We start from the raw sequence: 23,294 nt of genomic DNA on the forward strand, positions 1-23,294 counted from the left end.
CGGCCAGGGCTGCTTCGGCGGCCGGGAGGCAGCGCTGAGCGTCAGCTGGCTTCAGCGGGTCAGGAGTTTGCGGATCTCCTGTGTCACCAGATCCGGGGCCTCCTCGGCCATGAAGTGGCCGCAGCTGACCGGCACGTGCCGCAGGTCCGGGGCCCAGGCCCGCCACCGGGCGGCGGCGTCGAAGCCGAGCATCGAACCCCAGTCCTGCTGCAGGACGGTGACCGGCATCGGCAGGACCCGGCCGGCCTCGCGGTCGGCGCGGTCGTGCTCGACGTCGATGCCGGCCGAAGCGCGGTAGTCGGCGACGATCGACGGGACAGCGTTCCGGCAAGCGTCCAGGTAGGCGGCGCGGACGTCCGGCGGGATGGCGGCAGGGTCGTTCGCCCAGAGGTCCAGGAAGTGGCCGAAGAACTCGTCGGCGGTCGCGGCGATCATGCGTTCCGGCAGGCCGGGCGGCTGGGCCATCAGGTACAGGTGAAAGCCGACGGCGGCGCTCGTCCCGTGCATCACGTCCCACATGTCCAGCGTCGGCAGCACGTCGAGCGACGCCAGGTGGGTGACGGTGTCCGGGTGGTCCATGGCGGTGCGGATCGCGACCAGCGCACCCCGGTCGTGGCCGGCCAGCGCGAACCGGTCGTGGCCCAGTCGCCGGGCCAACTCGACGATGTCGGCGCCCATGGTCCGCTTGCTGTAGGTGTCCGGGCCGTCCTCGGCCGGCTTGTCGCTGGCGCCGTAACCGCGCAGGTCCGGGCAGATCACCGTGTGGTCGGCGGCCAGGTCGGCGGCGACGTGCCGCCACATCAGATGGCTCTGCGGGAAGCCGTGCAGCAGCACGATCGGGCTGCCGGAACCGGCGACGGCGGTGTGCAGTTCGACGCCCTCGGCGACGGGGACTCGCAGGTGTTCGAAGTTCATGGGAGAAACTGTCGCGGGTCCGGATGAGCATTGGATGAGCACGGCGGTAGCGTGACCTGCGTGCGGATCCGGTTCGGTGTGCTGGGACCGGTGGCCGCCGAGGATCCGGCCGGCCGCCCGGTCGCGCTGAAGGGCCCGATGCATCGCGCGGTGCTGGCCCGGCTCTTGGTCGCCCGCGGTCGGGTCGTCCCGGTCACCGCCCTGGTCGACGATCTCTGGGTGGCGCCTCCGGACGGCGCGGTCGCCGCGGTCCGCACCTTCGTGGCGGCCCTGCGGCGCGCGCTGGAACCGGATCGGCCACCCAGGGCGCCGGCGGCTCTGCTCATCACCAAAGGCCCGGGGTACGCGCTGAAGCCCACAACCGGCGACGTGGACGCCTGGCGTTTCGAGCAGACCGCCGTCGACCCGTCCGCCACGCTCGCCCAGCTCACCGATGCACTGGCCGAGTGGCGCGGGTCGGCGTACGCGGACTTCCCGGACGCCGCCTGGGTCCGCCCCGAGCGTGCCCGCCTGACCGAACTGCGGCTGCACGCCGTCGAACGCCTGGCGAACGCCCGGCTCGAGGTGGGTCGCGCTGCCGAAGCGGTGCCCGACCTGGACGCGCACGTGGCCGAGCACCCGTGGCGGGAGGAGGGGTGGCGGCTGCTGGCGTTGGCGCTCTACCGGTCCGGGCGGCAGGCTGATGCGCTCGCGGTGCTGCGCCGGGCCCGCACGCTGCTCGCCGGGCAGCTCGGGATCGATCCGGGTCCGGGTCTGCGCGAGCTGGAGAGCGACATCCTCCAGCAGAAGCCGCACCTCGATCACCCGGAGGCGGAAGCGGTCTGGGCGCGGGCCGCGGCGACGTACGACCGGGTGCTGCACGGCGGCGCCCGGCTGGAAGCGGCGGTCGGGCTGCTGCGGAACCTGGCGGTCGCCGGGCCGGAAGGGCTGGAGGCGGCCCGGGAGCAGCGGGCGGCAGCGGTCGCCGCTGCTGAGCAACTCAACGATCCCGAATTGACGGCCCGGGTGATCGGCGCCTACGACGTGCCGGCCATCTGGACCCGGGTGGATGATCCGGCGCAGGCGGCCGCGGTGGTGGCCGCGGCTGAGCGTGCCCTGGCCGCGCTGCCTGCCGGGGCGCATCCGACGGCGCGGGCCCGGTTGCTGGCCACCGTCGCGGTCGAATCGCGAGGTGTCACCGATCCCCGGCCGTGGGAGTGCGCGGTGGAGGCCGAAGCGATCGCGCGGTCGCTCGACGATCCCGGGTTGCTGGTGTTCGCGCTCAACGGGGTGTTCCTGCAGAGCTGCCGCGGAACCGGGCAGTCGGGCCGGCGGGACGCGATCGGCGCGGAGATCGTCGCGGTTGCCGGGCGGCACGCGCTGGGGCCGGCGGAGGTCCTCGGCCACCTGATCAGGATGCAGGCCCAGGCAGCCGTGGCCTCGTTCGCCGAGGCCGACCGGCACGCGGCGGCGGCTGATGCCCTCGCGGCCAGGCATTCGTTACCGCTGGTCGGCGTCTTCACGGAGTGGTACCGGGCGTTGCGGGCCGACATGACGGGTGGAGCGGCCGGTGAGGCTCTGTCGGCCGGCTTGGCGCCCGGTACTGGTCCGCCAGCCGGCTTTGCGCTCGGTATGGCTCCGCCGGCCGGCTTTGCGCTCGGTATGGCTCCGCCGGCCGGCTTTGCGCTCGGTATGGCTCCGTCGGCCGGCGCAGCCCCGGTTCCGGGCGGGGCGGCGGAGGTCCCGGACGAATTGGCTCGCGTCGAGCAGGCTTACCGGGCGGCCGCGGCCCGCCTCGACAACGCCGGGATGCCCGGGATGCGGGACGGGCTGCTGTCTCTCGCGCTGCTCGGCGTCCGGCTGCGGCGCGGGCTGCCGTTGGTCGATGAAGGCGCCTGGGGTCCGTACGAAATGTGGGTCCGGCCCTTGCTCAGCCCGGGCGTCGCCCTGGGTGACCTGCCTGATCCGCCGCCCGGGCTGCTGGCCGAGGCGCTCTGGTGCCTGTTTGCGCAGGCCGCGGTGGATGCCGGTGATGGGGCGGCGATGCGCCGGGCCCAGCAGGCGCTGGGCCCGGCGGCCGGAGAATGGGCCGGTGCGGCCAGCGGGCTGCTGACTGTTGGCCCGGTCCGTGGCTTCCTCGACGCGATCGGCCGGCGCCTCGATGCGGTCGACCAGCGGCTCGATGCGGTTGACCAGCGGCTCGATGCGGTCGACCGGCGGCTCGATGCGGTCGACCAGCGGCTCGGCGCGGTCGACCAGCGGCTCAGTCGGCCGGCGGGTCGGCGAGGGGCCAGCCACCCGCGGCCAGATGAGCCGACACCCGGACCACATCCTCCGGCGTAGCCTGCTGCAGAACCGAGCTGTTGATCATGCCTCGATGTCGTGCGAGGTGACCGGGTTGCGCCGGGAGTGATCGGTCAACCTCCGGGCGATCTTGCGGAATTCGTCCTCGGTCAGCTTGCGGTGGCGACGACGAGGGTCAGGATCACAATGGTCTCGGTCACGGGAACGGCGTTACCCGTAGAGGTTGCAGGCGTGCCCGAATGCCGAGAGTTAGGTCGCTCGACGTTCATCTATCCAGGCAGGCGTCCGGCAGCAGGAACCAGCGCAGCTTCTCGAAACCCAGGGGCAGATTCAGGCGTACGCCGTCAGCCGGCTCGGTTCTGCGGACAAGGATCCGGCGTGCCTCGTCGAGGTAACCGGCCAGAGCGTCCTCACCTGCGGTGGCCGTCGGCGCGATCGGCATCGACACTGTGCCGTCGTCGCACAGTCGCAGATCGGCGAGCCGGACCGGCGGCGGCACGTGCCGGACGTGCGTCCACCGCGCCGTCCGCGGGTCGAACCGGTAGTCGGGCAGCAGCCGGGCGCCGTACCGGGCGATCAGCGTGACCGCCTCGATCAGGAAATCGGCGACCGCGTCCGAGATGAAGTAGTTCAGGTTCAGCCGGGTCCAGCCCGGTTTGATGCCCTCCCAGCCGTCCAGGATCTCGCCGCGGAACTCGCGCGAGTGGGCCTCGTCGATGCCGAGCAGCCGATGCCCGTACGGGCCGGCGCACGAGCAGCCGCTGCGGGCCTGGATACCGAACAGGTCATTGAGCAGAGCGGCGACGAAGTTGTGATGCAGGTAGCGGTCGCCGGCGCGGATCTGGAACGACACGATCGACAGGCGGTCGGCGTCCAGGTCGCCGAGGATCTGGATGTTGCGCTCGGCGGTCCAGCGGTGGCGGGCGCGCTGCCAGAGTTCGCGTTCGCGGGCCTCGATGAGGTCGGTGCCGATGCTGTCCTTCACGGCGAAGACCAGGCCCGCGCGGATCGACTCGACGATCGCCGGGGTGCCGCCCTCCTCGCGGGCCACCGGATCCTGCAGGTAGCGGTGGCCGGTCGGGTCCACGTAGGCCACCGTGCCGCCGCCCGGCGTGACCGGGACCCGGTTCGTCATCAGGCGCCGGTCCACGACCAGCACGCCCGGGGTCTGCGGGCCGCCGGCGAACTTGTGCGGGGACAGGAAGACGGCGTCCTTGCCGGTCATCGAGATCGGCACGTACGGGCCGGCGGCGGCGTAGTCCCAAACCGAGAGAGCGCCGTGATCGCGCAGCACCCGGGACACCGCGGCGGCGTCGGTCAGGATGCCGGTGACGTTGGAGGCCGCGGAGAAACTGCCGATGCGCAGCGGGCGGTCGGCGTAGGCGGTCAGCGCGCGGTCCAGGGCGGTCAGGTCGACGTGGCCGGTGTGGTCCGACTCGATCTCCACAACGTCGGCGATCGACTCGCGCCAGGGGAGTTCGTTGGAATGGTGCTCGTACGGGCCTACGAAGATCACCGGGCGGTCGTGGTGGGGGATTCGGGTGCTCAGGGCGTACCGATCATCCAGATTCTCCGGAATGCGCAGCCCGAGGATGCCGACCAGCTTGGCCACCGCAGCCGTCGACCCGGACCCGCAGAAGATCACCACGTGCTCGGGGCCGGCGCCCACACTGCGGTGAATGATCGCCCGGGCCTCCTCCCGCAGCGCGCCGGTCTGCGCGCCGGTCGCGGACGCCTCGGTGTGCGTGTTCGCATAACCGGTCAGCACCTGCTCCCGGATGAAATCCTCGACGAAGTCGAGCGCCTGGCCGGAAGCCGTGTAGTCGGCGTAGGTCACCCGCCGCGCCCCGAACGGCCCGTCCAGCATCCGCCCGGCCCCGGCCAGCCCTTCCCGGATCCGCTCCAGCTTCCCCATCGCTCCACGGTGCCGCACGGTGTCCACCTGCGCTGTCGGTCATTCGGCCACCCCCCACCCTTGCCCGGCTCCCCGCCTCCACCGCAGTCAGCGGCCTCAGCTTCACCCGGCGCCGCCCCGCGCCGGCCGGTCTCGCCCCGGCCCGGTCTCGCCCCGGCCCGGTCTCGCCCCGGCCCGGTCTCGCCCCGGCCCGGTCTCGCCCCGGCCCGGTCTCGCCCCGGACCGCCTCGCCCCGGACCGCCTCGCCCCGGACCGCCTCGCCCCGGACCGCCTCCTCCCGGACCGCCTCCCCGCGCCGGTCCCTCCGGCCCCCGGTTGGCGGTTCCGGCTGCGGCCAGCAGTTACGGTGAAAGCCGTGGACGCATCGGAGCAGACCGCCAAGGCCCGCCGGGTCTGGGACCGCAGCGCGCCGAACTACGACCGGCAGATCGCGTTCCTGGAGAGGCACTGGTTCACCGGCGGCCGGGAATGGCTCGGCGCCCGGGCCACCGGCCGCATCCTCGACGTGGGCGTCGGGACCGGCCGCAACTTGCCGCACCTCCCGGCGAACTCTGAGATCACCGGAATCGACCTCAGCCCCGAGATGCTCACCCACGCCCGCCGCCGAGCCGCCGACCTCGGCCTCCGCGCCGACCTGCGTGAAGGCGACGCCCAGCAGCTGCCGTTCGCGGACGGCTCGTTCGACACCGTGGTCTGCGCGCTCTCACTGTGCACCATTCCCGAGCCGCGCACCGCGATCGCCGAGATGCACCGCGTCCTGATCCCTGGCGGCCGCCTGCTGCTGCTCGACCATGTAGCCAGCACCTGGCCGCCGGTCCGCGCGCTGCAGTGGCTGCTCGAACGCATCACCATCGCCACCGCCGGCGAGCACTTCACCCGCCGGCAGCGGCCGCTGGTCGAGTCCGCCGGCTTCGCCGTCGCCGAAGCCGAACGACTCAAGGCCGGCACCATCGAACGCCTGCACGCCACCAGGTCTTGACGACCCGCGCCGCGCCCAGGCCGAACTTGCACGGCTGGCTTTGAGTGCTGTTTCGTGGGCCGCCGAACAGCCTCAGCGCCAGCCGAACTTGTGGCCCAGCCGTCGCACCGGCTTCCGGTCCCTCATTACGGGCGTGGGTGGCGGCTGGTTCGGTCCGGCCGTCGCTGAGGCGGGTTTCCGGGCTCTTGTTACCGGCGTGGGTGGCGGCTCGTCCGGCTCGGCCGCCGCTGAGGCGGGTTTCGGGGTTGTTGTTGCGGGCGTGGGTGGCGGCTGGTTCGGTCCGGCCGCCGCTGAGGCGGGTTTCGGGGTTGTTGTTGCGGGCGTGGGTGGCGGCTGGTTCGGTCCGGCCGCCGCTCAGGCGGGTTTCCGGGCTCTTGTTACCGGCGTGGGTGGCGGCTCGTTCGGCTCGGCCGCCGCTCAGGCGGGCCTCGGGCTGCTTATTTCCAGCGTGAGCGACGGCTCGGGTGGTCGGGCCGACGTCAGGCGGGTTTGCGGCATGACAAGCGTGAGCGACGGCCGAGGCCGTGTTGAGTGCGTGGGCCGCGCGGGCGGCTGACAAAGCGCTGCCGGTCAGCCCTCGCGGCCCGGCTGACCGCCAGGGCTGCTTCACGGCGGCTGAGAGAGCGCTGCCGGTCAGCCCTCGTGGCCCGGCTGACCGCCAGGGCTGCTTCGCGGCGGCTGAGAAAGCGCTGGTGGTCAGCCGGGTACGGGTACGGGGACGTCGGGGAAGGAGCCGTCGTTGAAAAGGACCCGGGCGGCCAGGGCACGACCGACGCGCGGGCGCAGCATCGCGAACGCGGCCTCGGTCAGGGCCGGAGAGCGGACAGCCGCATAGGCGCGGCGCAGCAGGAGCCGGCCGCGGAAGCGGGTGCGCAGCGAGGCCCCGTCGTAGCGGCGCAATACAGACGGGTCGCCGGTGTGCAGATATTCGGCGGTCACGGCGGCGGCCAGGGCGGACAGGCGCAGGCACGGGTCCAGGCCGCCGGCGGTCAGCGGGGAGACCGCCCCGGCCGCATCCCCGACGAGCAGGCCGCGGGGGCAGGCCAGCCGGGGCAACACCCCGCCGACCGGGATCGGGCCACCACGCCGCGTCACCGGGCCGAGGCTGTCCCGCAGGCCGGGCGCGGTGGCGGCGAACGACTCCAGTGCCTGCCGCACCCCGGCGCGCATGGCGCCCGGGTAGCCGGCCACGCCGATGTGCGCGGAATGCCCGTCGTCCAGCACCCAGGCCAGATAGCCGGGGGCGACGTGCGGGTCGAGGACACAGTGGAACGCCGGGACGCTGCCAGGGGCCACCGGGTGCACGAATTCGGCGCCGATGAGGAAGTGGCGGTTCTGGGAGAGGCCGAGGTCGCGGGCCACCCGGGACCGGGCGCCGTCGGCGCCGATCAGGAACCTGGGGGAGACGCGGACTTCCTCCGGATAGCGGACGCCCAGCGACACCCGCGCCCCAGCGGATTCCGCCGCCCGCCGGGCATGGTCGTAGACGCCGGCCATGTCGGCCACCCGGTATTCGTCGCGGTCACTGGTCAGGTGGATCGGGGCCCGCCGCGACGGCGGATACAGGAGCACGTCCCGGATGCCCGGCCCGAGCAGATGGTCCGGCAACGAGAAATCGGTCAGCGTACGCCGTACAAAGATGCCGGTCGTGCGAATGCCCACCGTAAGCGACCGGCGTCGCTCGACCACCTGCACGCTCAGGCCGTGCTCGGCCAGCAGACGGGCGGTCTGCAGGCCGGCCAGACCCGCACCCACCACGAGAACATCGACTGTCTCCACCACCCGGACGTTAAGTCCGAATCCGCCCACAGCCCGCCGCGTGCACGGTATCTGCGCAGCATCTACACACCCCCGTCACGCATCTAGTCAACGAAGAATCCACTGAGGAGCGTGCCGGAGGCCGTACATTGATGGTCTCGTACGGCCACCGACCTTCTCCGCCGAAGGCCGAAGTAGGAGGACCGCCTCGTGACCGAGATCCTCACTCCCTCCCAGACCCAGGTGTTGCGGCTGCTCTGCGACACCGTGGTCCCTTCCCTCCCACATCCGGACGACTCCGACGGTTTCTGGCGCCGCCGCGCCACCGACGTCGGCACCGACCAGGGCGTGCTGACGATGCTGGCGGCCATGCCGGAAGAGCAGCGGCTGGCCCTCGGCGGCCTGCTCGACGTGCTCGGCGCGCAGGGCTTCCGCCCGACGACCTCGCAGGAGTCGCGCGAGCAGATCCTCACCACGCTGTCGCTGGCCTCGGCGCAGGCCGCGGCCGGCATCGGCTCGCTGACCAGCATCATCCTGCTGCTCACCTATGGCGCCGCGGACGCGTCCGGGCGCAATCCGAACTGGACGCGGCTCGGTTATCCCGGCGCGGTCTCCGCGGTTCCGCCGCCGGACGAGCCGGCCATCACCCCGATCCGGCCGGACGGCGACCTCGAGCTGGACGCGGACGTCGTGGTGATCGGCTCCGGCGCCGGCGGTGGCCTGATCGCCGGCCGGCTCGCCGCGTCCGGCGCCCGGGTGGTCGTTCTGGAGGCCGGCCGCTACCGCACCGAGGCCGATTTCCACCAGCTCGAACTCGCTGCGTACCAGAACTCCTACTGGCGTGGCGGCCCCAACCCGACCGCCGATCTGAACGTCACGCTGATGGCCGGCGCCGGGCTCGGCGGCGGCACCGTGATCAATTGGACCAACTGCCTGAAGACCAAGGATTGGGTACGCCGCCAGTGGGCCGAGGACCACGGTCTGAGTGATGTGGCGACGCCGGCGTTCGACAAGCACCTGGACGCGGTGTGGCGCGAGTTGTCGGTCACCGACCAGTGTTCCGAGTTCAACCGGGTGCACGAGGCGATGCATCGGGGCGCCGACGCGCTCGGCTGGTCGTTCGCCACCATCTACCGCAACTGGGACGAGAAACGGCACGACCCGGCGATCGCCGGGCACCTCGGCTTCGGGGATCCGTCCGGGGCGAAACGCTCGACCCTCAAGGTCTACCTGGAACCGGCCGTCACCGAGCACGGCGCCCGCGTGGTCGACGGCTGCCACGTCGAGAAGATCCTGGTGGAGAACGGCCGGGCCGCCGGGGCGCAGGGCCGCACAGTGGACGGAGCAGCCGTCACGGTACGGGCGCCGGTCGTCGTTCTGGCTGCCGGAGCACTGGAATCGCCGGGTGTGCTGCTGCGCACCGGGATCGGCGGGCCGGCGGTGGGGGACTACCTGCGGCTGCACCCGTGCACGGTCACCATGGGTGATTACGGCACGGACATGCAGGCCTGGTGGGGCGCGCCGCAGGCCGGGCTGGTCAACGAGTTCGCCGACGTCGAGGACGGCTACGGCTTCCTGATGGAGAGCGTGCAGTACAGCACCGGGCTGGGGGCTTCCGCGCTGCCGTTCACCAGCGGGGCCGAGCACAAGCAGGCGCTTGCCGACTATCGCAACAACGGCTCGTACATCGGGTTGATCCGCGATCACGGGCACGGCCGGGTCACCCTGGACGCGTCCGGCAACACCGTGCATTGGTACGAGTTGACCGACGAACGGGACGTCCGGATGACGCACCGCGCTCTGGAAGCGCAGATCCGGCTGCACCACGCGGCCGGGGCTCGCGGCATCCGGCTGCTGGCCCGGGGTATTCCACCTTGGCGGTACGGGGATGACCTGGAGGCGTACATCGCCCGGGCCCAGCGGGTGCCGTTGCGGGCCGGCGGCGCCACGATCTTCAGCGCGCACCAGATGGGCAGCTGCCGGATGGGCGCCGACCCGGCCACCAGCGTGGCCGACCCGCGCGGCGAGCTGCACGACACGCCGGGGGTGTGGATCGGTGACGCCTCGGCGTTCCCGACCCCGTCCGGCACCAACCCGATGATCACGATCATGGCCCTGGCGTCGAGGACCGCCGAGAACATCAAGGAGGCGGCGCTGTGAAGAACCTTTTCATCGGTGGGCAGTGGGTACCGTCCACCTCGGACGAGATGATCGAGGTCGTCAACGCGTACACCGAAGAGGTCTTTGCCGAGGTCCCGGCCGGCACCGCGGCTGATGCCGATGCCGCAGTGGCCGCGGCCCGTGCGGCCTTCGACGGCTGGGCTGCGACGCCGCTCGCCGACCGGGTCGCGCTGTGCAGCGCGGTGTCGCTGCGGTTGCAGCAGCGGGCCGAGGAGATCGCGGCGCTGATCGCGCGGGAGATGGGGTCGCCGCTGCCGTTCGCGATGGGCGTGCAGGCCGGACTGCCGGCCGCCACGTTCGCGTCGATGCAGCACCTCGTCGAGGACCTGCCCTGGCAGCAGCGGATCGGGAACTCGCTGATCGAACGGGAGCCGGTCGGCGTGGTCGCGGCGATCACGCCGTGGAACTACCCGCTGCACCAGGTCGCCGCCAAGGTGGCGCCGGCGCTGGTGGCCGGATGCACCATCGTGGTCAAACCCAGCGAAGTCGCTCCGCTCAGCGCCTTCTTGCTCGCCGAGATCCTCGACGAGGTGGGGCTGCCGGCCGGCGTGTTCAACCTGGTCACCGGGTACGGTCCGGTGGTCGGGGAGGCACTGGCCGGGCATCCGGATGTGGACATGGTGTCGTTCACCGGGTCGACCCGGGCCGGGCGGCGGGTCAGCGAGCTCGCGGCGGCGACCGTGAAGAAGGTCGCACTCGAGCTCGGCGGAAAGTCGGCGAACATCATCCTCGACGACGCGGATCTGAAGCAGGCCGTGGCCGACGGGATCGCCAAGTGCTACATCAACTCGGGGCAGACCTGTTCGGCGCTGACCCGGATGCTGGTGCCGCGGCAGTCGCTGCCGGTGGTGGAGGAGATCGCGGCCGCGGTCGCCGGGCAGATCACGGTGGGGGACCCGTTCGATCCGGGCACCGCGCTGGGGCCGCTGGTTTCGGCGACGCAGCGCGATCGGGTCCGCGATTACATCGCGCGGGGCGAGGCAGAGGGCGCCAAGCTGGTCTGCGGCGGCGCTTCGCCGCCGGTCGATCAGGGATATTTCGTACGCCCGACAGTGTTCAGCGACGTCACACCGGAGATGACCATCGCGCGCGAGGAGATCTTCGGGCCGGTGCTGGCTCTGATCCCGTACGAGGACGAGGACGACGCGGTCCGGATCGCCAACAACAGCGACTACGGGCTGGCCGGTGGCGTGTGGTCGGGTGACCGGGACCGGGCGGTCCGGGTGGCCCGCCGATTGCGGACCGGACAGGTCGAGATCAACGGGGCGGCGTTCAACCCGCTTGCGCCGTTCGGGGGTTACAAGCAGTCCGGGCACGGGCGGGAGCTCGGCCCGTACGGGATCCTGGAATACACCCAGATCAAGTCGATCCAGCTCTGAGAGCCTGCTGTTTTGCGGTGGGCCGGCGTACCGAGACGGACCGCCGGCCGCGGCCCGGGCCAGTCGGCCCGGGCCCCAGGCCCCCACTTGCCGGTAGACCCAACCGTTCGCCCGCAGATCGGCGAGGCTGGATCTTCCCCCGTCCGGTCACCCGGTACCGGCAAGATCGTATACGATTTCACGACGATATACGATCAGCTTCCGGCCGTCCAGAGGGGGTGTCGCGTTGCAGCTCTCCTCGGGAGGTCTGTCCAAGCACGAGGCGGTCTACCGAGCGCTCCGCGAGGACATCGTCCACGGCCGCTACGCCCCCGGCGACCGCCTGGTGCTAAGCGTCATCGCCCGTGATCTCGACGTCAGCCCGGTCCCGGTGCGCGAGGCGATCCGGCGGCTCGAAGCCGAGAGCCTGGTCACCTTCGAACGCAACGTCGGCGCCCGGGTCAACACCCTCGACGGCGAGGCCTGGGAACAGCTCGTCGAAATGCTCGCCCTGCTCGACGGCTACGCGGTGACCCGAGCCCGCCGCCGGATCACCGCCGGCGTGATCAAGGAGGCGCAGGGTTACAACGACGCGCTGCGCGCCCAGGTCGCCGGGCCGATGGACCACGAGAAGGTCATGTCATTGCACCGCCGCTTCCACCGCGCGATCTACGCCCGGGGAGACAACGATTACCTGATCGAGTCGCTGGACCGTCTCTGGGACCGGATCGACGCTTCCCGCGTGCTGGTCTCCCTCTACCCAGCCAAGCGACTGGCCAGCGCGGTCGACGAGCACGACGAGCTGCTGCGCCAGCTACGCGACGACGAGGTCTCGCCGGCCGAGCTCGAACGTTGCACCCGGCAGCACAGCCTCAACGCGATCATCGCCATCCGCGGCAAGCCGCGCTGATCACCCTTCCCGGTCGCGCGCCGCGTCGGCCTGCGCCTACCTGCGCCCTTCATGCCGAGCTGGTCAGCGTCTCCTGGGCGCGGTCCGCGCCTGCTTGCGCCTTTCATGCCGAGCTGGTCAGGGCCTATCGCCCCGAGCAGGTCAGCGCCCGTCCGGCCGCCCGGTGGTGCCTCGCACCACCAATCGCGGCGCGATGACCACCTCCCGGCGCTCGACCACCGCCCCCTCGATCCGCTCCACCGCCCGGGAGATCGCACCCGCCGCCATGGCCTCGACATCCTGCGCGACCGTAGTCAGATCAATATGCGCCAGCCGGCTGAAGCTGCTGTCGTCATACCCGACCACGCTGATGTCCCCCGGCACGTCCAGCCCGTTGCGGCGCAGCACATCAAGCAGCCCAGCCGCGCTCAGATCGTTGAACACCGTGACCGCGGTCGGCGGTGAAGCCAGCAGCCCCGCCGCAGCTCGTGCGCCGTCCTCTTCACCGGCGCCGCCGGACAGCACCCGCACCTGATCCGCCAGCCCGTGCCGGCGCATGGCCTCGTAATACCCCCGGCGACGTTCCGCGGACCCGTGAATGAGACCGCCGTCGACGTGCGCGATGTCCCGATGCCCGAGCGCCACCAGATGGTCGACGGCCTGCTGCGAGCCGAGCGGATCATCAGTGCGCACCACGTCGACGTCACGATGCCGGACCCCGCGCATCATCGCCACGACCGGCAGCCGGGCCGCGATCGTGGCCAGCTCGGCCGTCCGCAACCGCCCGCCGAACAGAACCAGCGCCTCGCACCGGTCCTGCAGCAGCCCGTCGATCGCGGTGCGCTCGTTCCGCCGCGGGGTCACGGCGCTGAGCGTCAACTCGTACCCCACCCGGCCCGCAGCGTCGTAGAGCCCGGTGAGCAGATCGTCGTGGAACGGATGCCGGACGTCGAACACCACCCCGAGCAGCCGGGTGCGCCCGCTGCGCAGCAGTCGGGCCCGGCTGTCCGGCTGGTAGCCGAGCTGGCGGGCCACCTTGAGCACCCGCTCCCGGGTGGCGGCCCCGGCACCCGGCGCACCGCGCATCACGATCGACACGAGCGCCACCGACACCCCGGCCTCGGCCGCGACGTCGGCGAGCGTAGTCCTGCGGTCTGCTGACTGCACCGGGAAAGCTTACTTTGTGATCACTAGAACGTTCTATCGGCACGCGAACTAGAACGTTCTAGAGTTGATCTCCGTGGACACACTGACCGCCGGCCGCCGCTGGGCGGCCCTGCTCGCCCTCTCGCTGGGCGGCTTCGGGCTCGGCCTCACCGAGTTCGCCGCCATGGGCCTGCTGCCCGAGATCGCCCGCGACCTGCTGCCCGACGCCTACGCCCGGTCCGCCCCGGACGCCGTAGCCACCGCAGGCTGGATGATCACCATCTACGCGCTGGGCGTCGTGGTCGGTGCGCCCACCATCGCCGCACTCACCGCCCGGGCCCCTCGCCGTCGCCTGGTACTCGGACTGCTCGCCCTCTTCGTCGTCGGCACCACAGCCTCCGCCCTGGCCCCCACTTTCGAGCTGGTCCTGGCCGGCCGGTTCGTAGCCGCTCTCGCCCACGGCGCATACTTCGGCGCCGCCGGCATCCTCGCCGCCACCATCCTCGGCCCCGGCAACCACGGCAAAGGCGTAGCCATCGTCATCGGCGGCCTCACCGCGGCGAACCTGCTCGGCGTACCCCTCATCACCGCCCTCGGACAGCAGCAGGGCTGGCGCATCGCGTACCTCGCGGTTGCCGCAGTCTTCGCCGCCACCCTCCTGGCCGTGCTCGCCACCGTGCCCGCGGTGGCCGCCGCCCCCGGCGGCTCACCCCGCGCCGAACTGCGCGCCTTCCGCTCCCCGCACGTCTGGCTGGTAGCCCTGGTAGTAGCCATCGGCACCAGCGGCTTCTTCACCGTCAACAGCTACGTAGCCCCCGTCACCACCGAGGTCACCGGTCTGTCCGCCGGCACCGTACCGTGGGTGATGGCCGTGATGGGCCTGGGCATGACCGTAGGAATCGCCTTCGGAGGCGTAGCCGCCGACCGCAACCTGCGCCGCAGCGTCCTCCTGGGCTTCGTCGGCCTGCTCGCCTCCGCCGGCTTCTTCGCCCTGACCGCCGCAAACCCCGCCGGTCTCTTCATCGGCGCCTTCCTGGTAGGCGCCGCCAGCCTCTTCATCGTCCCCGCCCTCCAGGCCCAGCTGATCGCCGCCGCCCCCGGCACCCAGCTGATGGGCGCTGCGGTGAACCAGTCCTCCCTCAACATCGCCAACGGCATCGGCGCCGCGCTCGGCGGCGCGGCCATCGCGGCCGGCTGGGGCTACATGGCGTCAGCCTGGATCGGCGTCGCCCTCACCGTCGTCGGCCTGCTGCTGGCCCTGCTCAGCCTGCGCATCCAGACGCGCTCCGAGGCGGTGGCCGAGGACCGCACGGCCGTCCCGGTCTGATCGTTTTTCCCCGGTACGCCTACACCTCATTACAAAATCGACGCCGTCCCGCCAAGCCACGCGACCACCAGCCACGCCAGCCCCACAACGCGCCCGCCGGGAAATCGCACGGGCGCACGCTCACCCCACCAACGCGCGGCCCGCATCAAGCCGGCGCACCAGCGCGGCCGGTTCCGGCGCAGCTCATGGCCTGCGCCCTCCGCCACACCCGACCGAGTCGGTCCAGCCCAGTTGGCAGCCTGCGTTCTAGGCCGCGCCGGAGCCAGCCGGTCCTCGCAGTGGCTGGCCTGCGCGCTTCACCGCGCCGGAGCCAGCCGGGCAAGCGCCGTTGGTGGCCTGTGCTCTCCGTCGCGCCGGAGCCAGCCAGCCTGACAGCCGTTGCCCGCGCTGCAACGGCCCGTGGTTGCGTGCGTAAGCGCCAGCCGAGCGCTTCGCCAAGCCCGGCCGTCACTGGCATCGTCATGGCGGCCGAATGGGATGCGTGCGCGACGGCCGAGCGTGCTCCGATGCCAATGAGCCTAAGTTGATCTTGCGCTCCGATGCGCGGCCGGGCGTCCTTGGCCAAGGGTTTGCGCCCAGCCTCATGATCAACAGTTCGGGCTGGCAGCTGCGGCGATCCGGCTGGCTCTCGTGGCTGTTTACGGAGTGCTTGAACCGCCGTGAGAGCCAGCCACGGAGATCCAGCTGGCTCTCATGGCTGTTGCGGGGCCTCGTGAACGGCCGTGAGAACCAGCCGGGGAGATCCACAATCCGCACGCTTGATCTTGATGAGCCGGGCGTGTTCGGTCGGCGGCATCTCAACCATCATGATCAACTTAGCCAAGTGGCATTGGGCGCACGCGGGAGCTAAGTGGCATTGGGTGCACGCGAGCCGCCGCCGGCTCAGGTAACCCGACGGCTGGAACCCGCCTGTATGGCGGCCGGTCGCTGCGAGCCGCCGCTTACGCAGGTAATCCGGGGCTTGGGACCTGCCTGTATGGCGGCCGGTCGCTGCGAGCCGCCGCTTACGCAGGTTATCCGAGGTCTGGGACCCGCCTGTATGGCGGCCGGTCGCTGCGAGCCGCCGCTTACGGAGGTAATCCGGGGCTTGGGACCTGCCTGTATGGCGGCCGGTCGCTGCGAGCCGCCGCTTACGGAGGTAATCCGGGGCTTGGGACCTGCCTGTATGGCGGCCGGTCGCTGCGGGCCGCCGCTTACGCAGGTAATCCGGGGCTTGGGACCTGCCTGTATGGCGGCCGGTCGCTGCGAGCCGCCGCTCACGCAGATAAGCGCGTTTCGGATGCATGGGCGACGGCTGAGCGTCCCGAACCGTCGTCGGCGCTGGAAATGCGAAATGCGGCCGTTCGGTGCGGCGCCAGCCGAATTCGGCCGGCTGCCGCTGGCGCTGGCTGCGGCCCGGTCGGCAGGCGGAAGCCAGTTGGGCGTGATCAGCTGTCGTGGGCGCACCGAATGCGGTCCTGGTGGGTGCGTGGTGCCAGCTCGGCGTGGTGGGCTGGCGTGGGCGCACCGGATGCGGCCCTGAGGCGGTGCGCGGCTGCTAGCCGGGTGGGTTGGCCGGCGCCGAGGAAGGCCGCGCACCGAGAAATCGGGGTCGCGCACCGAGGAATCGGGGTCGCGCACCGAGGAATCGGGGTCGCGCACCGAGGAATCGGGGTCGCGCACCGAGAAATCGGGGTCGCGTGCCGAGAAACCGGGGTTCCGTGTCGGGAAATAGGGTGACCGGGGAGACCGCCTGGGGGGCTGCGTTCTTTTAGGGTGGAGGCCCGCACCGGCGAAGGGAAGCTGATGTCGAGGGTCCTGTTCACGATCGCGTTTGCGATGGCGGTGCTGGTTTCCTACAGCCTGCACGAGGCCGGGCACATGCTGTCGGCGAAGCGGTTCGGGATGCGGGTCAAGCGTTTCTTCGTCGGCTACGGGCCGACGGTTTTCTCCTGGCGGAGGGGCGGGACCGAGTACGGGGTGAAGGCCCTCCCCGTAGGCGGCTTCTGCAAGATCGCCGGCATGGTGCCGGATGATCCGGTCGAGCCCGCCGACCGGCATCTGGCGATGTGGCGGTTCCCGCTGTGGAAGCGGACCGTGGTGATGGCGTCCGGGGCGATGACGCAGTTCCTGCTGGCGATCGTCGCGTTGTGGTTCGCGGCGGCCTTCGTCGGCGTACCGAATCTGGCTTATCCGCAGACGCCGGCGCAGTTCAACGCGCAGCCGGCCGCGATCGTGGTCGGGCAGTGTGTGACGCCGGAGGCGGCGCGGGCCTGTGCGGCGGGGGATCCGGTGTCGCCGGCGAGGAAGGCCGGGCTGCGCGACGGTGACGTGCTGACCTCGGTGAACGGGGTGGCGATCGGCTCGTACGGCGAGATGGTGCGGGTGGTCCGGCAGTCGCTGCCGGGGCCGGCAAAAATCGCCTTCACGCGGGACGGGCGGCCGGGCACGGTGGTCGCGGATCTGAGCGCGGTGCAGCGGGCGCCGCTGGACGACCCGGCGGGCGCGGCCGGCACGGTGGCCGCGCTGGGCGTGGATCTGCAGGTCAGCGCGCCGCGCGAGGTGACGTACGGGCCGGTGGCGGCGTTCGGGGCGACGGTCACCTATTCGGGCTGGCTGGCGGGGCAGACCGTGGAGGCGGCGAAACGCATCCCGGCGAAGGTTCCGGCGCTGTGGCGGTCGATCACCGGCGACGAGCGGGACCCGGAGACGCCGATCAGCGTGGTCGGCGCCAGCCTGATCGGCGGGGAAGCCGCGTCGCTCGGGCTCTGGTCCACCGTACTGATGATCTTTATCGGTCTGAATGTCTTCATGGGCTTCTTCAACCTGCTGCCGTTGCTGCCGCTGGACGGCGGGCACATCGCGATCTGGTGGTTCGAGCGGGCCCGCTCGTGGCTGGCGGCGCGGCGTGGGCGGCCGGATCCGGGGCGGGTGGACTACTACAAGCTGATGCCGGTGACCTACGCGGCGATCATCATCGGGGCCGTGTTCACACTGCTCACGGTCACCGCCGACGTGGTCAACCCGATCACCATCCAGTAGCTCGTCAGGATTCGAGAAGCGCGGGCCTCGGCCACGCACCTAGCGTGGCTTTCGTAACCGCGCCTTCGAGAGCGAAGAGGAGAAGATGATGATCAAGACTGTGCTGCACCCGGTCGCGGACCTGACCAAGGCCAAGGAGGTCTACACCGCCCTGCTCGGCGTCCAACCGCAGGCCGACAGCGAGTGGTACGTCGGCTACGACGTCGACGGCCAGCACATCGGCCTGGTCCCGAACGGGGGCCCGCAGGGCATGACCGGCCCGGTAGCCTACTGGCACGTTGCGGACATCGAGGCGAAGCTGGCCGAGGTCACGAACGCCGGCGCCACCGTGAAGGAGGCCCCGCACCAGGTCGGGCCCGGCCGCACGGTGGCCACGTTCGCCGACCCGGACGGCAACGTCCTCGGGTTGATCCAGGACAGCTGAGCGACAGGGGGACGCACATGAGCGAGCAACGCCTTATCCGCGTGCACGGCGCCCGGGTGAACAATCTCAAGGACGTCAGCGTCGAGATCCCGAAACACCAGTTGACGGTCTTCACCGGGGTCTCCGGATCGGGCAAGAGCTCGCTGGTCTTCGGCACCATCGCCGCCGAGTCGCAGCGGCTGATCAACGAGACCTACAGCACGTTCGTGCAGGGCTTCATGCCGACCATGGCGCGGCCGGACGTGGACGTGCTCGAGGGCCTGACCACGGCGATCCTCGTCGACCAGGAGCGGATGGGGTCGAACCCGCGGTCCACGGTCGGCACGGTCACCGACGCCAACGCGATGCTGCGGATCCTGTTCAGCCGGCTCGGGCAGCCGTACATCGGGTCGCCGCAGGCCTTCTCGTTCAACGTCGCCTCGATCTCCGGCGCCGGCGCGGTGAAGATCGAGAAGGCCGGTGTGGTCACCAAGGAGCGGCGCTCGTTCAGCATCACCGGCGGCATGTGCCCGCGCTGTGAGGGCCGCGGCTCGGTCACCGATTTCGACCTCACCGAGCTGTACGACGACACGAAATCGCTGAACGAGGGCGCCCTGACCATTCCGGGCTACAGCATGGAGGGCTGGTTCGGGCGGATCTTCCGGGGCTGCGGCTACTTCGACCCGGACAAGCCGATCAGCAAGTTCACCAAGAAGGAACTGCACGATCTGCTCTACAAGGAGCCGACGAAGATCAAGGTCGACGGGATCAACCTGACCTATTCCGGTCTGATCCCGTCGATCCAGAAGTCGATGCTGTCCAAGGACGTCGACGCGATGCAGCCGCACATCCGCGCGTTCGTCGAGCGGGTCATCACCTTCACCGCCTGCCCCGACTGCGGCGGCTCCCGGCTGGCCGAGCACGCCCGGTCGTCGAAGATCAAGGGCATCAACATCGCGGACGCCTGCGCCATGCAGATCAGCGACCTGGCGGAATGGGTACGCGGACTCGACGAGCCGTCCGCAGCCCCGCTGATCGCGAAGCTGGCGCACACCCTCGACTCGTTCGTCGAGATCGGCCTCGGCTACCTGTCGCTGGAACGGCCGGCCGGCACCCTGTCCGGTGGTGAGGCCCAGCGCACCAAGATGATCCGCCACCTCGGGTCGGCGCTCACCGACGTCACCTACGTCTTCGACGAGCCCACCATCGGGCTGCACCCGCACGACATCCAGCGGATGAACGAGCTGCTCCTGCGCCTGCGCGACAAGGGCAACACAGTGCTCGTGGTGGAGCACAAGCCGGAGGCGATCGCGATCGCCGACCATGTCGTGGACCTCGGGCCGGGCGCCGGCAGCAACGGCGGCACGATCTGTTTCGAGGGCACCCTGGACGGGCTGCGGGCCAGCGGCACCCTCACCGGCCGGCACCTCGACGACCGGGCCTCGCTGAAGAAGGACGTCCGCCAGGCCACCGGCAAACTCCCGGTGCGCGGCGCCGACACCCACAACCTGCAGAACGTCGACGTGGACATCCCGCTGGGCGTGCTGACGGTGATCACCGGGGTGGCCGGGTCCGGCAAGAGCTCGCTGATCCACGGCTCGGTGGCCGGGCGCGAGGGTGTGGTGGCGATCGACCAGGGCGCCATCAAGGGTTCGCGGCGCAGCAACCCGGCCACGTACACCGGGCTGCTCGAACCGATCCGTAAGGCCTTCGCCAAGGCGAACGGGGTGAAGCCGGCCCTGTTCAGCGCCAACTCCGAGGGCGCCTGCCCGACCTGCAACGGCAACGGCGTCATCTACACCGACCTGGGCATCATGGATACCGTGGCCACGCCGTGCGAGGTGTGTGAGGGCAAGCGGTTCGAGGCGTCGGTGCTCGACTACCACCTCGGCGGCAAGGACATCAGCGAGGTCCTCGGCATGTCGATGGCCGAGGCGGAGCAGTTCTTCGCCGCCGGCGACGCCCGGATCCCGGCCGCGCACACCATCCTGAAGCGGCTGGTGGACGTCGGCCTCGGCTACCTCAGCCTGGGCCAGCCGCTGACCACCCTGTCCGGCGGTGAGCGGCAGCGGCTCAAGCTGGCCACCCACATGGGCGAGAAGGGCGGCATCTACATCCTCGACGAGCCCACCACCGGTCTGCACCTGGCCGACGTCGAACAGCTGCTCGGCCTGCTCGACCGGCTGGTCGACGCCGGCAAGTCGGTGCTGGTCATCGAGCACCACCAGGCCGTGATGGCGCACGCCGACTGGATCATCGACCTGGGCCCGGGCGCCGGTCACGACGGCGGCAAGGTCGTGTTCGAGGGCACGCCGGCCGACCTGGTGGCTGCCCGGTCCACGCTGACCGGGCAGCACCTGGCCGACTACATCGGCTGAGAGTCAGGCTGGGGATCCAGCGGGAACGAGTGGTGTTCGTGCGCGATCTGCCACCGGCCGGCCTCGCGGCGCAGCCCCAGGGTGATGCGCAGGCGGTGGTCCGGCCGGCGGGCCAGGTCCGCCGGGGATCCGCAACGCAACAACAGATGGGCGTACGCGACGTCGGCGCCCGCGACGACCCGGGTCTCGACCAGCTCGAAGATGCTCCCGCTCTCGATCCACTCGAAGAACGGCGGCCACGTCTCCCGGTAGGCGTCGATGCCGCGGGCGCCGTCCTGCGGCGGCGGCACGTCGAACATCACGATGTCGCCGGTGTGGTCGGCGAGCACCCCGTCCAGGTCACGGTTCCGGATGGCGGCCACCCAGCGTTCGATCAGCGCGATGATGGTCTTCTCGTTGTCCATGGTCAGCTCCTTTCACCGGTACAACCCGGCAGGGACGCCAAATCCATCGGCAATCCGAAAATGCTGAAGTCGGCGTCGAGGAACGAGACCACCTCGGCGATGCCGTCCGGTCGCAACCGCAACAGATCAAGACCGCAGGGGACGTACGCGCTCCGCGCCGTATCCCAGCGGTAGGTGCCGAACGCCAGCTGCCCGTTCGCCGCAGCCGGCAGGAACCGCCAGCGGCTGTCGAGTGGGCCACCGGGCTCCAGCAGCCAGGCGCGGATCGCGGGGCGTCCGGCGTACCAGGCGGGCAGCGGCGGCATCGAGTACCGCGCGTCCTCGGTGAGCATGCCGACGATGCCGTCGACATCGCCGGCCTCCCAGGCGGCCGCGTAACGCCTCGCCACCTCGCGGACCGTCGCCTCGGGCAGAGTCTCCTGCGGGGTGACCGCGGGCAGCGCCTTGCGGGCCCGCTGCATGGTGCTGTTCACCGCGGCCACACTGGTGTCCAGCTGGTCGGCCACCTCGCGGGCACTGAACCCGAGCACGTCACGCAGCAGCAGCACGGCCCGCTGCAGAGCGGAGAGCTGCTGCACCGCCACGACGAAGGACAGTTCGATGCTCTCCCGGGCCACGGTCTGCGTCTCGGGAGACGGGTACGGCTCCAGCCAGACCGGATCGGCCGAGGCGTCGACCGGCAGTTCCCGGCGGGCCCGGCCGGTCAGCAGCGTGAGGCAGCGGTTGGTGGCGATCCGGAACAGCCACGGCCGGACGTTCGCCGGGTCGTCGAGGCGGTCGATCGCCCGCCACGCCCGGACCAACGTCTCCTGCAGCGCGTCGTCGGCGTCGTGGACCGAGCCGAGCATCCGGTAGCAGTGCGCGTGCAGCTCGGCACGCAGCGGAGAGATCAGGCCGGCGAACGCGTCGGCATCCACCGGCCCATCCTGGCACAAACGGTCATGAGGCGACCCAGGGGCCGTGCCAGCCGCCGTGGCCGGAGACGAGCCGGTCGGCGCCGGGCGGGCCCCAGCTGCCGGGAGCGTACGACTCGACCGGCGGCGGGTTGTCGATGAGGGGCTGCATGATCCGCCACGTCTCCTCGACCCCGTCCTGACGCTGGAAGCGCGTGCTGTTGCCGAGCAGCGCGGCGTGCAGCAGCACCTCGTACGGCGTCGGCCCCTCGCCGCCCTCCTGGGCGAACTCCATGTCCAGGGTGACCGGCTCGGGTCCCTCCGCATCCGACCGGTGGGCCTGCAGTCGCAGTCGCAGCCCGGTCGACGGGTCCAGTTTGACCACCAGCTCGTCCGGCTCGGGCCGGTGCGACAGGCCCGGCATCCGCAGGCCGAGCTTGGGCGGGCGTTTGAAGACCAGCCGGAACTCGGTCTGGGTGACCGGCAGCCGCTTGCCGGTGCGGATGAAGAACGGCACCCCGGACCAGCGCCAGTTGTCGATGTCCAGGCGGATCGCCGCGTACGTCTCCGTCTGCGAGTCGGCCGCGACCCCGGGAATGCTGCGGTAGCCGTCGTACTGGCCGCGCACGTAGTGTGCCGGGTCCGCCGCCGGGATGGCCTTCCAGAGCGCCAGTTGGGCGTTCTTGAGAGTGTCCGGGTCGGCGCCGGCGGGAGATTCCATCGCGCCCGCGGCGACGACCTGCATCAGGTGGTTGACCACCACGTCGCGGACCGCGCCGACCGGGTCGTAGAAGTGGCCGCGATCCTCGACGCCGAAGCTCTCCGCCATGGTGATCTCGACGGACTCGACGTAGTTGCGGTTCCAGATCGGCTCGAGCAGCGTGTTGGCGAACCGGAAGTAGACCAGCTCCTCGAGGCCCATCTTGCCGAGGAAGTGGTCGATCCGGAACAGCTGCTCCTCGGGCACGTGCTGGTGGATCTCGGCGGCCAGTGCGATCGCCGATGAAGTGTCGTGGCCGAACGGTTTTTCCACCACAACTCGTCCGCCACGAATTAGTCCGGCTTCGGCTAATCCCGCGGTGACGCGGCCGAACAGGAACGGCGGGATCTCCAGGTAGAACACCGGCGCCGTGGCGTCCCCGATCGCCTCGCCGACCCGGCGGTAGGTGGCGGCGTCACCGAAGTCGCCGCTGACGTAGCTCATCCGGCTGGTCAGCCGCTCGAACGCCTCGTCCTCGATCTTCTCGCCGGTGCCCTCGATCGCCGCGCGGGCGTGGGTGACGAGGTCGGCGTGCGACCACTCGTTCACGGCCACCCCGATGATCGGGCAGTCCAGCAGTCCGCGCAGCTCCAGGCGGTACAGCGAGCGGAAGGTCATCACCTTGGCCAGGTCGCCGGTGATGCCGAAGATGACAAAGACGTCACCCCGTGTGTTCGTTGCCAT

At 70.9% G+C, this 23,294-nt stretch carries 16 protein-coding genes and 2 pseudogenes; 10 read left to right on the plus strand and 8 right to left on the minus strand.

What is annotated here, in order from left to right; genetic code table 11:
• Positions 1-51: 51 nt before the first annotated feature.
• The gene (locus tag OHA21_RS06810; RefSeq protein ID WP_328471282.1) at positions 52-915 is read right to left on the minus strand and encodes an alpha/beta fold hydrolase; all 864 of its coding nucleotides are present in this window, start codon (positions 913-915) and stop codon (positions 52-54) included.
• A 60-nt stretch (positions 916-975) separates the two neighbouring features.
• Here OHA21_RS06810 and OHA21_RS06815 point away from each other — a divergent pair, with 60 nt between their 5' ends.
• Positions 976-3,237 carry an AfsR/SARP family transcriptional regulator gene (locus tag OHA21_RS06815; protein ID WP_328471283.1) on the plus strand — a complete coding sequence of 754 codons (2,262 nt, stop codon included), beginning with the start codon at positions 976-978 and terminating at the stop codon, positions 3,235-3,237.
• Here OHA21_RS06815 and OHA21_RS52665 read toward each other — a convergent pair.
• Positions 3,221-3,265: pseudogene (locus tag OHA21_RS52665) on the minus strand (hypothetical protein); the annotation flags it as partial. The gene OHA21_RS06815 and the pseudogene OHA21_RS52665 sit on opposite strands and share 17 nt — an antisense overlap.
• Before the next feature lie 198 nt (positions 3,266-3,463).
• The gene (locus tag OHA21_RS06820) at positions 3,464-5,113 is read right to left on the minus strand and encodes an aminotransferase class V-fold PLP-dependent enzyme (RefSeq protein ID WP_328471285.1); all 1,650 of its coding nucleotides are present in this window, start codon (positions 5,111-5,113) and stop codon (positions 3,464-3,466) included.
• A 355-nt stretch (positions 5,114-5,468) separates the two neighbouring features.
• Between OHA21_RS06820 and OHA21_RS06825 the strand changes: the two genes are divergently transcribed.
• Entirely contained in the window at positions 5,469-6,092 is a 624-nt protein-coding gene (locus OHA21_RS06825) for a class I SAM-dependent methyltransferase (protein ID WP_328471287.1), read from the plus strand.
• 133 nt (positions 6,093-6,225) lie between these two features.
• Complete coding sequence (locus OHA21_RS06830) at positions 6,226-6,648, plus strand: hypothetical protein (protein ID WP_328471289.1); 423 nt, start codon at positions 6,226-6,228, stop codon at positions 6,646-6,648.
• A gap of 140 nt (positions 6,649-6,788) precedes the next feature.
• Here OHA21_RS06830 and OHA21_RS06835 read toward each other — a convergent pair whose 3' ends face one another.
• On the minus strand, positions 6,789-7,871 hold the full coding sequence (locus OHA21_RS06835) for an NAD(P)/FAD-dependent oxidoreductase (protein ID WP_328471291.1): 1,083 nt from the start codon (positions 7,869-7,871) through the stop codon (positions 6,789-6,791).
• A 189-nt stretch (positions 7,872-8,060) separates the two neighbouring features.
• Here OHA21_RS06835 and OHA21_RS06840 point away from each other — a divergent pair, with 189 nt between their 5' ends.
• The 3 genes from OHA21_RS06840 (at position 8,061) to OHA21_RS06850 (ending at position 12,299) form a co-directional block, all read left to right on the plus strand.
• Complete coding sequence (locus OHA21_RS06840) at positions 8,061-10,010, plus strand: GMC family oxidoreductase (RefSeq protein WP_328471293.1); 1,950 nt, start codon at positions 8,061-8,063, stop codon at positions 10,008-10,010.
• The gene (locus OHA21_RS06845; protein WP_328471295.1) at positions 10,007-11,410 is read left to right on the plus strand and encodes an aldehyde dehydrogenase family protein; all 1,404 of its coding nucleotides are present in this window, start codon (positions 10,007-10,009) and stop codon (positions 11,408-11,410) included. The genes OHA21_RS06840 and OHA21_RS06845 overlap by 4 nt, the downstream gene beginning before the upstream one ends.
• A gap of 226 nt (positions 11,411-11,636) precedes the next feature.
• Positions 11,637-12,299, plus strand: coding sequence for a GntR family transcriptional regulator (locus OHA21_RS06850; protein WP_328471297.1), 663 nt, complete (start codon positions 11,637-11,639; stop codon positions 12,297-12,299).
• Between the two features lie 141 nt (positions 12,300-12,440).
• Here the strand turns inward: OHA21_RS06850 and OHA21_RS06855 are convergent, their stop codons facing one another.
• Positions 12,441-13,445 (minus strand): LacI family DNA-binding transcriptional regulator, encoded by a 1,005-nt coding sequence (locus OHA21_RS06855; protein WP_328471299.1) that lies wholly within the window; start codon positions 13,443-13,445, stop codon positions 12,441-12,443.
• 73 nt (positions 13,446-13,518) lie between these two features.
• Between OHA21_RS06855 and OHA21_RS06860 the strand changes: the two genes are divergently transcribed.
• The 4 genes from OHA21_RS06860 (at position 13,519) to OHA21_RS06875 (ending at position 20,553) form a co-directional block, all read left to right on the plus strand.
• A complete protein-coding gene (locus OHA21_RS06860; RefSeq protein ID WP_328471301.1) occupies positions 13,519-14,751 on the plus strand; it encodes an MFS transporter in 1,233 nt (410 codons plus the stop codon).
• 1,785 nt (positions 14,752-16,536) lie between these two features.
• Positions 16,537-17,772, plus strand: a complete 1,236-nt coding sequence (locus OHA21_RS06865; protein ID WP_328471303.1) for a M50 family metallopeptidase — start codon at positions 16,537-16,539, stop codon at positions 17,770-17,772.
• Positions 17,773-17,857: 85 nt separating this feature from the next.
• Complete coding sequence (locus OHA21_RS06870) at positions 17,858-18,196, plus strand: VOC family protein (protein WP_328471305.1); 339 nt, start codon at positions 17,858-17,860, stop codon at positions 18,194-18,196.
• A gap of 17 nt (positions 18,197-18,213) precedes the next feature.
• Positions 18,214-20,553, plus strand: coding sequence for an excinuclease ABC subunit UvrA (locus OHA21_RS06875; protein ID WP_328471307.1), 2,340 nt, complete (start codon positions 18,214-18,216; stop codon positions 20,551-20,553).
• Here the strand turns inward: OHA21_RS06875 and OHA21_RS06880 are convergent.
• The 3 genes and pseudogenes from OHA21_RS06880 to OHA21_RS06890 form a co-directional block, all read right to left on the minus strand.
• Positions 20,550-20,957, minus strand: a pseudogene (locus OHA21_RS06880) (YybH family protein); the annotation flags it as partial. The gene OHA21_RS06875 and the pseudogene OHA21_RS06880 sit on opposite strands and share 4 nt — an antisense overlap.
• A gap of 2 nt (positions 20,958-20,959) precedes the next feature.
• Positions 20,960-21,874: an RNA polymerase subunit sigma-70 gene (locus tag OHA21_RS06885; protein ID WP_328471309.1), complete on the minus strand. Its 915-nt coding sequence runs from the start codon at positions 21,872-21,874 to the stop codon at positions 20,960-20,962.
• A 22-nt stretch (positions 21,875-21,896) separates the two neighbouring features.
• Positions 21,897-23,294: a glucose-6-phosphate dehydrogenase gene (locus OHA21_RS06890; protein WP_328471311.1), complete on the minus strand. Its 1,398-nt coding sequence runs from the start codon at positions 23,292-23,294 to the stop codon at positions 21,897-21,899.

The organism is Actinoplanes sp. NBC_00393, assembly GCF_036053395.1.
Taxonomy (GTDB): domain Bacteria; phylum Actinomycetota; class Actinomycetes; order Mycobacteriales; family Micromonosporaceae; genus Actinoplanes.

What these genes read in the sequence shown, in the direction of transcription:
- OHA21_RS06865 (WP_328471303.1), top strand. Translation starts at nt 16,537, where the DNA reads ATGTCGAGGGTCCTGTTCACGATCGCGTTTGCGATGGCGGTGCTGGTT.
- OHA21_RS06820 (WP_328471285.1), bottom strand. Translation starts at nt 5,113, where the DNA reads ATGGGGAAGCTGGAGCGGATCCGGGAAGGGCTGGCCGGGGCCGGGCGG.
- OHA21_RS06870 (WP_328471305.1), top strand. Translation starts at nt 17,858, where the DNA reads ATGATGATCAAGACTGTGCTGCACCCGGTCGCGGACCTGACCAAGGCC.
- OHA21_RS06875 (WP_328471307.1), top strand. Translation starts at nt 18,214, where the DNA reads ATGAGCGAGCAACGCCTTATCCGCGTGCACGGCGCCCGGGTGAACAAT.
- OHA21_RS06890 (WP_328471311.1), bottom strand. Translation starts at nt 23,294, where the DNA reads ATGGCAACGAACACACGGGGTGACGTCTTTGTCATCTTCGGCATCACC.
- OHA21_RS06810 (WP_328471282.1), bottom strand. Translation starts at nt 915, where the DNA reads ATGAACTTCGAACACCTGCGAGTCCCCGTCGCCGAGGGCGTCGAACTG.